The sequence below is a fragment of the Flavobacterium rhamnosi genome (assembly GCF_048286515.1).
Classification (GTDB): Bacteria; Bacteroidota; Bacteroidia; order Flavobacteriales; family Flavobacteriaceae; genus Flavobacterium.
On record NZ_JBLVPS010000032.1, the window covers coordinates 24,282 to 37,747 of the forward strand.

7 protein-coding genes and 1 pseudogene are annotated in these 13,466 nt (G+C 34.9%); 2 read left to right on the forward strand and 6 right to left on the reverse strand.

From position 1 onward, the window contains the following. Nucleotides 1-156: 156 nt before the first annotated feature. A complete protein-coding gene (locus tag ACNQGN_RS17695; protein ID WP_417989154.1) occupies nucleotides 157-303 on the forward strand; it encodes a hypothetical protein in 147 nt (48 codons plus the stop codon). A 442-nt stretch (nucleotides 304-745) separates the two neighbouring features. On the opposite strand, the gene ACNQGN_RS17700 is transcribed toward ACNQGN_RS17695, so the two are convergent. From ACNQGN_RS17700 to ACNQGN_RS17725, 6 genes are all read right to left on the reverse strand, one after another. Beyond that, entirely contained in the window at nucleotides 746-3,319 is a 2,574-nt protein-coding gene (locus ACNQGN_RS17700; protein ID WP_417989155.1) for a M1 family metallopeptidase, read from the reverse strand. A gap of 502 nt (nucleotides 3,320-3,821) precedes the next feature. Next, nucleotides 3,822-5,018, reverse strand: a complete 1,197-nt coding sequence (locus ACNQGN_RS17705; RefSeq protein WP_417989156.1) for a C1 family peptidase — start codon at nucleotides 5,016-5,018, stop codon at nucleotides 3,822-3,824. 97 nt (nucleotides 5,019-5,115) lie between these two features. Beyond that, a complete protein-coding gene (locus tag ACNQGN_RS17710; protein ID WP_417989157.1) occupies nucleotides 5,116-6,606 on the reverse strand; it encodes an aminotransferase class V-fold PLP-dependent enzyme in 1,491 nt (496 codons plus the stop codon). A 22-nt stretch (nucleotides 6,607-6,628) separates the two neighbouring features. Further along, complete coding sequence (locus ACNQGN_RS17715) at nucleotides 6,629-10,063, reverse strand: pyruvate carboxylase (protein WP_417989158.1); 3,435 nt, start codon at nucleotides 10,061-10,063, stop codon at nucleotides 6,629-6,631. Nucleotides 10,064-10,139: 76 nt separating this feature from the next. Beyond that, the gene (gene trxB / locus ACNQGN_RS17720) at nucleotides 10,140-11,123 is read right to left on the reverse strand and encodes a thioredoxin-disulfide reductase (RefSeq protein WP_417989159.1); all 984 of its coding nucleotides are present in this window, start codon (nucleotides 11,121-11,123) and stop codon (nucleotides 10,140-10,142) included. A gap of 1,299 nt (nucleotides 11,124-12,422) precedes the next feature. Beyond that, the gene (locus ACNQGN_RS17725) at nucleotides 12,423-12,572 is read right to left on the reverse strand and encodes a hypothetical protein (protein ID WP_417989160.1); all 150 of its coding nucleotides are present in this window, start codon (nucleotides 12,570-12,572) and stop codon (nucleotides 12,423-12,425) included. A gap of 138 nt (nucleotides 12,573-12,710) precedes the next feature. Between ACNQGN_RS17725 and ACNQGN_RS17730 the strand changes: the two are divergent. Beyond that, nucleotides 12,711-12,956, forward strand: a pseudogene (locus ACNQGN_RS17730) (suppressor of fused domain protein); the annotation flags it as partial. Nucleotides 12,957-13,466 lie beyond the last annotated feature (510 nt).

A 13,466-nucleotide genomic window follows, 5' to 3' on the forward strand; every position in this document is an offset into this window, starting at 1 on the left:
CGCATTAGTATCAAAAACAAAGTATGCAATTCGAGAATTTTACTATGCAATTCGGGAATTGCACAAGTAAAGATTTGCTAAAATGCAGTCGTCCAGATAGATTTGCTGACCTCAAATAATACAATCGACGGGTATTAAATCCTTAATTAGCAGCAAATGAAAAATTATTCAAATTCGGTAATGGCAGAATTAGAAAGCCAATTAAAAATAACCTATTCCAATGAAGATAACCTAGTACACTGTTCACAGCAAGCTATTAAAGTAACAATAGCAGTCCTCTTAACACGATTCTTTTATAATTAAAGGTTCCATATAAGGAATTGATTTAAAAGTGAGGCTTTCAATAAAATTATCAAAATAAAGCACGAGTATTTTGAAGCAATAAAAAAACCATGTAGGAGAAAAACCGGAATTGGTTTTTCACTATTCCAATATTACCTGCAACCTTTACAGCTATTTTGCTGGTTTTCTGATATTCAATTTTTTTTAGAGTTCCTGAAAACACGATCCCAATTCCTCCAATAGTATGTATTTGATTATAATAAGTTGTGAGGCTTTTGATAGCAGAGACAAAACGCTTTGTAAACGCTTCGAATTGAATTTTAATTTAAGTAAATATTCGTCAAAGACGAGCTTGAAGAATTTCTTTTTCGCAACCATTTCACTATGCTCCCGAGCTATAAATTTGAAAAAACGTATTCCGAAATTAGATTGATTTGTTACACAAATATTGACTATTTGTTTTTTATTTAGTCTCTTTTTTAATATTTTGAGCACGGTATAAAATGTCAGTCGCCTGCAATAATTTTCGTTTTAAAATTGGACTAAAATTAGGATTTTCTTTTAAGAAGCGCTGTACTTCATCAAAAGCAAACTTAGACGAATATTTCCCAATCGTATTATTCAGCCAATCTTTCGGAAAGAAAATATCTCCTGTTTGCTGAATTTCTTCTATCAAATCTAATGAAAATCTAAGATAATTTTGAGCGCTTTTCTGACGTAACGAATGATGAATATTCGATAATCCATCTGAAACCCACGATTCTTTTTCTCTGTTTTTATCGTCTTTCAAAGATTCCATAAAAGCATTTCGAACTGACTCTTCTTTAGATAAAGAAGGAAGCAAAAACTCAAATCGTTTTTGTTTGTCTGGATTCGTGATTGTTACTCTTGTTTTATTTAAAATTTCATTTTCTTTTGGATGTTTAAATATAGTAAGATTCATTGCCACATTAGTATAATCGTCTTCGTTTAATTTCAACCCCGGAATCACAATTTCTTTATTCCATATCTGATATAATTTTTCTTTACCCGAATCTGAATAAGCAATTGAACTAAAAAAAATAAATAAAGTCTTTTTGATGTTGCTCGGCAAATCAGTCTGCAAACGTACATAAAGCATATCTTCCAACTGTTTTTGCACTATATTATGTTGCTTTTCTGTGAGAAATTTCCAAAAAATGGAGCTTAAATTATTAACGACTATCTTCAAAACCAATTCGTTCTGTTCTGATTGAATTGCTTTGAAGAAACAATCAAAAGCTTTAGTTGGCGGAATTTTTCCGATTAAAGTATTTTCGTAAAGATTACTATAACTTGAAGCCCTTGCCATCTCATCTTTTAAAATTAAAATGTTATCTAATTTATTCGCGTCAAGCGGAAATACACCGTATCCAAAACCATTATAATTGTATATGATACTATTGGGTTTCGGTTGCCCAATTAATTCTTTTAAATGGATGCTTTTATCTTTTAAATTGACATCTACCACTTTCACATTATCCCAATATACCAAACCGATTTGAAAAACCTGAGGCCAGACATTATTCGATTTATCTTCTCCTTTTTGACTAATTCCAAAATTCTTAATTCGGTTTTTGGCATCGTATTTAATTTTATCCGTAAGAATAGCTCTTCCCGATTTATTTACCCAAACTTTACTCCATTTCTGCATGTCGAGAAGTGTTTCTGCATCCAAAATTTCAACTAAATCATTCCAGTCGGCATTGTCATTGGAGTATTTTTGAATGTATTTTTTAATTCCGTTTTGAAAAGCTTCTTTTCCCATCGAAGCTTCTAACTGACGCATCATAATCGGAGCTTTATTATAAATAATACTTCCGTAAAGTGAACCTGCATCTTTCAAATTGGTTAAATTTTGTTTTATCGGATGTCTTCCCAACGAGCGATCTTCCGCATAAGCGCTGGCATAATGAGCGCTAAAAAACTGTAAATTATGATTCACTTTAGGAAAAATAGGATTCATAATTTTGTCTGCCATAAAATTCGCAAACACTTCTTTCATCCAAACATCATCAAACCATTTCATCGTTACTAAATCGCCAAACCACATATGTGAAGTTTCATGCGCAATTAGTTTCGCTCGGTCTAATTTTTCGCTTTCCGTAGCGCTTTTATCCAAAAACAAAGTTGATTCGCGATACTGAATTGCACCGACATGTTCCATTCCGCCATATTGAAATACAGGTATCAAAGCATAATCTAATTTCTGAAAAGGAAACTTATAACCAGTATATTTTTCTAAGAAATCTAAAGATTGCTGATGTAATTTGAAAATTGTATCGGTACTGATTTGAATCTTTTCCGGATTATTTTCGCGAAATAGCATCGTCATTTGTAAATCACCTGGTTTTTGAGTAACACTTTTAAATTTTCCAGCAACAAATGAAAACAAATAGGTACTCATTTTATCGGATTCTCCAAAAGTATAGACTGTAAAATTGCCTTTCTCGACTTTGTCTATCACATTGGCACCAGCCAAAACAGACCAATCTTTCGGAATGGCCAACCCCAATTTATAAATCGCTTTAATATCAGGCTGGTCAAAGCACGGAAACAAAGTACTCGCACGGTCTGGAACCAATAAAGTATAAAGAAAATCATCGTTTCGGTTTAAGGATAAATTACCCGCAATAAAAGAAATGGTAACTGTGTTTGCTCCTAAAATTAAATCTTTAGAAGAAATAATAATATGTCCTTTTACGCAGATCATCGCTATACTTTTTCCGTTAACTTCAATTGCTTTTATATTTTGAGATTTCTCTTTAAAATCTAAATATAAAGATTCGCTCAAATCTGATAAAGTCAAATCTAAAATTAAACGGGCGTTGATTTCTTCTTCTTTTTGATTCGGAATTTCAAAAGATAATGCATAAATTACATTTGAAATTTGATTTTTTCGAAAACGAGCCAATTGCTCTGAAACACCATTATCTAAAAAAGGACTTTCATTTTGTTTTGATTGAGAGAAACCAATAGTCATCATCAAAAAACCAAGAACACAGTATAAAATTTTCATTTGTAAAGAAATTAAGATGCGATAAATCACTCTGCACTACAAGTGAAGAGCTTTGTTTTACGAAGGAGTGAAAAGCCCCTGTTTTTTTTTATTCAATAATGAAATTTGAATTCTCATAATCAACTTTTTCCTATGATGCTCCAAATATTCATTTAATAGATTATCCGTACTATTAATAGCACTATAATCTCCAGTATCACTTACCCAAAAAGTAGCACTCAATAATGTTCCTTTAATTTTGTGAATTACATCTGTGATTTTCTAAAAGCTCTTACCTTAAAACTCTTAAGATTCTACTAATATTTCGCCCCGGAGTGTATTCAATGTGCATGTGACCTAGCCTGAACTAATTATTCCTTCTAAAATAATATTTTGTAACCCACACTATATAATAGGTTCATTGACTGACAGTATGCGAATTTCTTGTAAATCTGTACTCAAAATCCACCTGTACCTGAACCCGGTGAAAATTTGGCTGGCCTAGATAGACAGCCAATATTTATTATATTCCTAACTTCTTGCTAATTTCAACAGGAAGCCCTGCTTTATTTACCATAAAAGCAGTTGTTTTATATTTTACAAAATTCTTACTTACATACAAATACCCTTTATAGTCATTTGTTGGACCCCAGGAGTTTTTAACTACATAATATTCTTTTCCGGTTTGGTCTTTTGCAAGGCCTATAATATGCATCGCATGATCGTCCGTAGTCTGATAGTTGTCAAATGCTTTTTGACGTAATTCCGGGGTAATTTCTAACTCTGCTTTTGGTCCGTTAAACATGTTTTCTTTTTCTTCATTTGTCATGTCATCGACTTTTTTTGCAGGTATATAAGCCATACCATTCTTCCAGCTAAAACTTTTCTCACTCACGTCAGAAGCCCAAGCTACAGTAAAGCCATTTTTCAAAGCGTAGTCAATAATATCGGTCATATCATTCAGCTTAACATTGTACACTTGATCAAAGGACCAATTATCAGGAACCATTAACAGGGTTTTGGTATAGTAAGGAGCATTGGCAAAGGAGGACACTTCTATATATTCCTCGGGACTAATACCTACAACTTCTTTTGCAAATGATTGCGGAGTATAGGTTTTACCTTTATAAATGAAATTTTCGGGAACCGCTCCTAAGTAAGAATCAATTACTGCAGCATACGCTTTTTCCCAATTTGGAGTCAATTCTCCGTTAGGATTTTTTACAACTGCGGCCAATAAACCTTCCATAAGACTTCCCATTTCGGCAAACTTGTTCTTTGTGGTTCCATAATTTAACCCCGTATAAATTTCTTGAGGAACTGCTCCATATTTTTTGTACATATTAATAACATCGTGTAAAGCACCACCTTCACCAAGTGTTACTGCACCATGCATGCGAACATAGTTTTTGCCTTTTTCAACATAAGCATTTCGAGCGGAGAAAATCGGAGCCAATTCTACCGGTTGCTTCCCTAATCGTACCATTTCTGATTCTAAATAGGAATTGGTTGAATAGCTCCAGCAAGTCCCTGACGACCCTTGGTTTTTTACCGGAGTAGTAGCCAGGTTGATTATATCGGTAAATTTGAAACTTTCTACGCTTTTTTCGCTGGCATTCACTTTTAAAGAATTAACCAGACCATCTTGGGCCGAAATAGTGTTCATCCCTAAAAGAAATAGAGAGCCTATAACCATTTTTTTTACTTGAAATCGATACATATTTTATTTTTTAAGGGCTATTATTAATTTACAAAATCTTTTTTTACACCAATTAAATCAAATCAGGTTTGTTTTATTGGTCCTAGCTGAAAGTTAATCATTCAGCAGAAAACCATCCTTTTACTAATTCGTCTTCAAATGGTTTTGCCTGTTTATTTAGGAACTCATTTGTCTCTTTATTATAATCATAATCCAAAGCCCAATTTTTATGGTTTTCAGCCAACGCTTTAATTCCATTACAAACAAATTCAATTTCAGCATTTGTAGTTGTGGGATGAATAGACATTCTAATCCAGCCCGGTTTTCTCATTAAATCTCCCAAGGTGATTTCGTCAATCAATTTATGAGAAGTTTCCTGATCTACGTGCAATAAAAAATGTCCGTAGGTACCTGCACAACTGCATCCTCCACGAGTTTGGATTCCAAATTTATCATTCAATAGCTTTACACCCAAGTTAAAATGTAAGTCTTCTATAAAAAAGGAAACTACCCCTAACCTATCTCGATGCTGACCGGCAAGAATTTTAATATTTGGAATGTTGCCAAGAGATTCGAAAATAACATCGACAATTTCATGTTCCCGATTCAATATATTTTCAATTCCCATTTTTTCCTTCAGCTGGATAGCCAGCGCCGTTTTTATCACCTGAAGAAAACCCGGCGTTCCTCCATCTTCCCTATCTTCAATATTGTCAATGTACTTGTGTTCACCCCAAGGATTGGTCCAGCTTACCGTTCCTCCGCCCGGGTTATCGGGAATCAGGTTTTGATATAGTTTTTTATTAAAAACCAAAACACCACATGTTCCTGGTCCCCCAAGAAATTTGTGAGGTGAAAAGAAAATCGCATCCAAATAACTTTCTGAATCCTGCGGATGCATGTCTATTGTAACATACGGACCCGAACAGGCAAAATCTACAAAACAAAGCCCATTATGCTGGTGCATGATTTTAGCAACCTGGTGATAAGGAGTTCTAATCCCGGTAACATTAGAACAAGAAGTTATCGAAGCAATTTTAAAACTTCGCTCCTTATATTCTTCTAATAAAAGCTCGAGATTGGCTATACTAAATAGTCCATCTTCATTCGACGGAATAACAACAACATCTGCTATAGTTTCCAACCAGGACGTCTGATTGGAATGGTGTTCCATATGCGAAATAAATACAATTGGTTTCTTTTCAGCAGGAATAGTAATAAAATCCTTTAAATTCTCCGGTATTTTTAATCCCAAAATACGTTGGAATTTATTGACAACGCCTGTCATTCCGGTTCCATCCGTAATTAAAACATCATCGCCACTGGCATTCACATGCTGTTTAATGATGTGCCTCGCATGATGGTATGCTTTAGTCATTGCTGTTCCCGAAACTGTAGTTTCAGTATGGGTATTGGCCACAAAAGGACCAAACTCATTCATTAACTTTTCCTCGATAGGACGGTACAAGCGGCCACTGGCGGTCCAATCCGTATAAACAATTTGTTTTTTTCCGTAGGGCGATTCAAACTCTTGGTCAATTCCTATTATATTCTGACGGAACTTTTCAAAGTAAAGCTCCAATTGTGTCGGTTTTTCAACTGTGATCATCATAAATTATTTTAGTTGCACTCTATTTATACTCAATGAGCAAGTCCCCTTTTTCGACCATGTTATTTTCTTTAAGATGGATTTCGTGTACGAGTCCAAAACCATGCGCCAATACCGTATTTTCCATTTTCATGGCTTCAATAGTAAACAACGGCTGGTTTTCTTTTACCTCTTCACCTACTTTAACCCATATTTTACTTAATAAGCCCGGTAATGGAGCACCAATTTCCTTGTTTGATGCTGCTTTTCTATGTTGAATTACATGGCTCACTACCGACTTGTCTTTTATTTCAATAGCTTTCGTTTGCCCATTAAGTTTAAAATAAACAGTCCGTATTCCATTTAAATCCGCCTCAGATTTATACAGGAACTTGACGATAATTGTTTTTCCTTCCGAAATATTGATTATGACTTCCTGATTCGGTTTCAATCCGTAAAAGAAAGTAGTAGAAGGTATCGCGCTTACATTGCCATATTTCTCAATTACCTTAAAATAATCCTCAAAAACTTTTGGATAAAATTTATACGATAAGAAATCGGCCATAGTACAAGAGGAAGAAAATTTTCTCTTAAAAATTTCAAACTCTGTACCGAAATCAACGGGAGTTAAATAGGCATTGGGTAAATCTAAAAATGGTTTTTCCCCTTTCAGCACCATTTTTTGAAAATCCCTTGGCCACCCTCCATCGGGTTGTCCCAATTCACCTTTAAGCATTCCTTTTACAGAATTGGGAAAAGACAAAGTATCCCCATTATCCAATATATCTTGTTTACTAAGATTGCCATTCACCATAAACATAGCCAAATCTCCAACTACTTTTGAAGAAGGAGTTACTTTGATTATATCTCCCAATAAATGATTGGCATCTTCATAGGCTTGTTTAATATCTGACATTTTCTCTTCCAGACCCAAAGAATAGGCTTGCGGTTTAAGATTTGAATATTGCCCTCCCGGAATTTCATGTTTATAAACTTCGGCGGTGCTCGATTTTAAATCCGATTCAAATGGATAATAATATTCTCTTACATCTTCCCAATAATTGCTGTATTGGTTTAATTTTTCAACATCAAACTTCGAATCTCTTGGAGTGCCTTTCAAGGCCTCTACCAGTACATTAAAATTAGGTTGGGAGGTTAATCCTGACATAGAAGCCAATGCTACATCAATAATATCAACACCAGCTTCGACCGCTTTAAGATATGTAGCCGACTGTATTCCCGCAGTATCATGGGTATGCAGATGAATCGGAATAGCAATTGATTTTTTTAATTCTGTGATCAGTTTTTCGGCAGCGTACGGCTTCAATAAACCGGCCATATCCTTAATACATAAAATATGAGCCCCGGTATCTTCAAGTCTTTTTGCCAGATCCAGGTAATAATTCAAACCAAATTTTTGACGCTCAGGATTCATAATGTCGCCTGAATATCCCATACAAACTTCTGCAATAGAATTCGTGTTTTTAATTACCGCATCGATACTCGTTTTCATATTGTCGATACTGTTTAATGAATCAAAAATCCTAAAAACATCAATTCCTTTTTCAGCGGACACTTCAATAAATTTTTCTATTAAGTTATCCGGATAGGCAGTGTATCCTACTGCATTTGCACCTCTAATCAACATTTGAAGCAGTACGTTGGGCATTGCCTTTCTCATTTCCTCTAATCGATCCCAAGGACTTTCATTCAAAAATCGCATGGCGACATCAAAAGTGGCTCCTCCCCATACTTCCATAGAGAACATCTGAGGAAAATCTTTGGTAAACGATTTTGCAAACGGCAACATATCTATCGTACGAACCCTTGTAGCCAATAAGGACTGATGTGCATCTCGCAAGGTACAATCGGTAAACAAAATTTGATTTTGGTCCTTAATCCATTGTGAAAAAGCGCGGGGTTTCAATTCGTCTAATAATTGTTTGGTCCCATCAGGATAATACAACCCTTCGGAATTAGGCAACTTAGGGGTTAAAAATTTCTTCTCAGGCAAAATAAATTTAACATCTGGGTTTCCGTTTACAATAGTATTCCCTATAAATTCCAGATTTTTTGTGGTAGGGTCTGAATTTTTTTTGATTTTCATCAACGAAGGATTATCTCCAATAAAATTCACCGTAATATTTCCTTTTTGAAAATCAGGATGTACAATTAAATTTTCCAGGAATGGGATATTGGTTTTAACACCACTGATGGTAAACTCTTTTAAAGTTCTTAAAAGTCGTTGACTTGTCCCTTCCAGTGTCCTGCCTCTCGCCGTGATTTTAACCAACATGGAATCGAAAAATGGTGAAATCTTAACTCCGGAATACGAGCTTCCTTCGTCTATCCTAATCCCATATCCTCCGGCATTTCTATAGGAAATTATAGTTCCATAGTCGGGTGTAAAATCATTGGCAGGGTCTTCGGTGGTGATCCTGCACTGAATTGCAAAACCATTGCATTTTAAGCTTTCCTGTCCTAATATATAAATTCCCGGACTTGATAATTTATGACCGCAGGCAATAAGGATCTGACTTCTCACGATATCAATTCCAGTTACTTCTTCGGTAACAGTGTGTTCGACCTGAATTCTGGGATTTACCTCTATAAAGTAAATATTTTCGGCTGCATCAACCAGGAATTCAACAGTCCCGGCGTTATTATAATTTACTTCTTTAGCAATTGCCAGCGCGTAACCGTACAGTTTGTCTTTTGTTTCTTGTTTTAGATTAGGTGCCGGTGCAATCTCCACCACTTTTTGAAATCTTCTTTGTACACTACAATCCCGCTCAAACAAATGGACAATGTTACCATAATTATCTCCTAAGATTTGTACTTCAATATGCTTGGGACTTTCAATAAATTTTTCAATGAATATAGTGTCATCACCAAAAGCTGTTTTTGCCTCTCTTTTAGCTTCATTAAAGAGCCCTTCTAATTGGTCTGCTTTTCTAACAACTCTCATTCCCCTGCCACCTCCTCCTGACGCTGCTTTTAGCATCAATGGATATCCTATCCGGGTCGCTTCCTGCTCTACAAGATCAAATGAAGAAAGGACTATTTGACTATCTTCAATTAGCGGAACATTGGCCAGTCGGGCAATTTTTTTGGCAGCCACTTTGTCCCCCAATTGCGCCATAGTGTTAGGGTTCGGACCAATCCAAAGGATGCCATTCTCTAAACATTTAGAGGCAAACAATACATTTTCAGAAAGAAAACCATAGCCCGCATGAATAGCATCTACACCTTCTGCTTTGGCTACTTTAATAATTTCATCGATATCCAGATAAGGCTTTAACGGATCAGTGTCTTTGCCGATCTGATACGCTTCGTCTGCTTTATACCTATGAAGTGAATATCGGTCTTCAAAGGTGTAAATAGCAACTGTTTTAATTTTAAGTTCGGAAGCAGCACGAAAAATACGCAGTGCAATCTCTCCTCTATTTGCAACTAGTAATTTTGAAATTGTTTTCATTTTTATAATTAAGTGTTATTTCCTGGACATTCAATTGCTGTACTAACTAGGGACGGTTTTTAAATTCGGCACAAGATCAAATTGACTCTTTAATGCATGGTTCTACTTGATACTGTTCTATGCTAGCCAAATATCTTTCTGCATCTAAAGCAGCCATACAACCTGTTCCGGCAGCAGTAACTGCCTGACGGTACACGTGATCTGCTGCATCACCCGCTACGAAAACCCCATCAACATTCGTTTTTGAAGTCCCTGGAGTATTAACAATATATCCTGTCTCGTTCAGGGTAATAAAGTCATTAAAAATATCCGTATTGGGTTTATGACCAATAGCCACAAAGAAACCTGTAGCGGCAATATCAAAAATAGCTCCTGTAGTTTTATTTTTTGCTCTAACACCTTCCACTACTTGCTGGTCTCCCAATACTTCAACAGTGTCGTGATTCATTAATATGGTTATATTCGCTGTTTTACGAACCCGCTCTTCCATGATTTTTGACGCTCTGAATTTTTCACTTCGCACTAACATCGTTACTTTTTTACAAAGTTTTGATAAATAGTGTGCTTCTTCACAAGCTGAATCTCCTGCCCCAACGATTACTACTTCTTGATTTCTATAGAAAAACCCATCACAAACTGCACAGGCAGAAACGCCGCCACCCATTTTCAAATAGTGTTGTTCTGAAGGCAAACCTAAATATTTAGCGGAAGCTCCGGTCGAAATAATTACGGTTTCACAATGCAATTCTTTAGTGTCGTTGATCCAAACTTTATGAATAGCTCCCGAAAAATCTACTTTAGTTGCCCAACCGTCACGTACATCGGTACCGAACCGTTGTGCCTGCGCCTGCAATTGAACCATCATCTCAGGACCAGTAACTCCATCAACATAACCGGGGAAATTTTCCACCTCATTAGTTGTCGTTAATTGGCCCCCAGGCTGAATCCCCTGGTATAAAACTGGATTCATATTAGCTCTGGCGGCATAAATAGCTGCAGTATAACCTGCTGGACCAGAACCTATAATAAGACATTTAATTTTTTCTATTGTATCTGACATACTATTTTTTTTCTTTGTTTATATATTTTAATTTAAAAATGATATCAATTTTACTACTATTTTCTAGCTGTTCCCAACGGTTAGCAATAAGTAGCTCTAGCCGTTTAGAGTCATTTTATACTTTTTTTATTACGAGGCCAAAAAGAAAAACCCTAGAAATCTTATACTATATTTTGTTTTTGGTGACTATTTATGCTCGTGAAATAATGGTTTTAGCTACTTTCCAGAATAAATTTCTTGAGCGAAAGTAAAGTATCCACAACATAGTTTCTGTGACTTTTATCACAGTTCAATGCCTATTATTTCAGCTTCTTTATCTTCCTCTAACAACAAAGAATTACCCATTCTATCGGCTTCGTTTTGAAGTGCCAATGCGATTTTATCACCTGAAATAGTCTCGTAGTAATTGGTTAGATCATACTTGGATAGTAGCTTAAATTTGTGCCCAAGATTTTGTAAGTATTGCTAATTAAGGTTCCCTTTTTCTTATTAAATGTAGATGCACGTAAACATCAAATATTCTAAAAAATGCGGTGATCAGGTATTTCCAAAACCTCATTTTTGGATCCTACCCGATAGACAGAAAAAACTCATTTTCCGATATGCCAGCGTCATTACACTGCAGAAAAAATATGAATCGTTTTAAAAAACAATCACTTTGGATCTAAAACCCAAAGCAATTCCTTTCAAAGAATTAACAACTTCTATATAAACTAATTTTTAAAAATAGGATCTGCCAGTTTTTAACCAGTTGTGGAACTCTAATAAAAGGTCCATTTTTTGGCATAAAATTATTGGCATGAGGCTGTTCCTGCCCCTGTACTCCAGATTGCTTTGGAACGAAATATCCCGTTGTACTTTGATCTTCTACTAAATATTTTTGAGCTACAGGTAAAATCCCAACGGTGCTTGTTTGTTTTGGAAATTTTGCCTTTTATGGTATTGGGCAAGTTGTCGAATAATCCGTTTCTGATGTAATGTTTGACATTGGTATCCCATGAAATACGAGAAGATGAATAGATCCTAAAAATGCGTCATAAATTGTCTGACAATACTATGAAATTAAAAACAATAGGAAACTATTTTCTTCCAATACCAATCAAAATAGAAAAACCCAATACCAAAAACGTACTCTAACATTAGGATTTCCTTTTTCTTTTCCAAAACATCGGGCATTTTTAATCACTCAATAACATTATAACAACTCATTTTCAATACAATACCTTAAATGGAACGCTTTTTAAAAAAAGAATCGTGTGAGTAGTCCAGCTCCAACAACTGACATTTCTTAAGAAAATGCTATTGAGAAAATAGTTCTAAATAAATACTCTCCATCGCTTCAAATTCTACTTCAGTAATTTCCTCAAAATATTTTTTTCTTCGATTGGGAAAAATGCCTTTATTTTGATGAAGGTACATAATGACATCACTTAGTCTCTTATCGGGCATATCGATCAAAAGCCTTTAAACACTAGTGTTTAAAGGCTTTTTTGATTTTGGCAACCTTTCAAAAAACACATACTTTATCAAAGAACAGTGCACCTGTTAGGGATCAAATATCTGATGATATAGGGATTTCATCAATTAAAATTGGACTACAAAACAATAGATTTTTATACTTTAATTCCAATTTACACAGAAGAATTGGAATTAAAAATGAAAAAAGGAGTTGATGCTTTATTTGATGGTTTTGATAAATTTGGTGTAAGTGATATTTTAGATTTAAATAGACCAAATACGGTAAAAAGAAAAAAAACTATTTGGTCTATTCTAGCATATCTTGTCCAGATGGCCCAGATTAGTCAGCAGATCGTTAGCACGGAATCAAACTGACGTAGTAATCCACACTCAAAATAAAGAGCATTTAAACAATTGTAAAAGTTGATTTATTACTTTAAACCATAAAGTAAAGTTTAAATAAATAGCTATTAGCGGCGATTATCGCCGTTATTAGAATAATTTGCAAATTAAATAATCTATCTATTCTCCTAAATCTTCTGGATCATATCGCATATCGCGATATGCAATATATCTAAATCATATACCCGATAAGGTATAATGCAATAAAAAACATAATATTTATACCCGTAAAGGTATAAATCAAATAAAATCACTATATTTATACCCGAAAAGGTATACTATTATGAAATCGCCATGATTCAAAAAAACTACCACAAATGAAGAATGGCGATACCATATTCCTTAAAAAAACAAATATTATCAACGTATGAAATACCCATGATTTAGCAAGCGCAAACCCCCATGAGTTTTTCACGGAACGTGAATATATTCGTAAATTAGATGTCTAAAAAACATTTAAGATTATGGAAACAGTTCAATTCG

Bases quoted from the DNA above. Each gene is read 5' to 3' on its own strand.
- ACNQGN_RS17695 (WP_417989154.1), top strand. From the start codon at position 157: ATGAAAAATTATTCAAATTCGGTAATGGCAGAATTAGAAAGCCAATTA.
- ACNQGN_RS17700 (WP_417989155.1), bottom strand. From the start codon at position 3,319: ATGAAAATTTTATACTGTGTTCTTGGTTTTTTGATGATGACTATTGGT.
- ACNQGN_RS17705 (WP_417989156.1), bottom strand. From the start codon at position 5,018: ATGTATCGATTTCAAGTAAAAAAAATGGTTATAGGCTCTCTATTTCTT.
- ACNQGN_RS17710 (WP_417989157.1), bottom strand. From the start codon at position 6,606: ATGATCACAGTTGAAAAACCGACACAATTGGAGCTTTACTTTGAAAAG.
- ACNQGN_RS17715 (WP_417989158.1), bottom strand. From the start codon at position 10,063: ATGAAAACAATTTCAAAATTACTAGTTGCAAATAGAGGAGAGATTGCA.
- trxB (WP_417989159.1), bottom strand. From the start codon at position 11,123: ATGTCAGATACAATAGAAAAAATTAAATGTCTTATTATAGGTTCTGGT.
- ACNQGN_RS17725 (WP_417989160.1), bottom strand. From the start codon at position 12,572: ATGCCCGATAAGAGACTAAGTGATGTCATTATGTACCTTCATCAAAAT.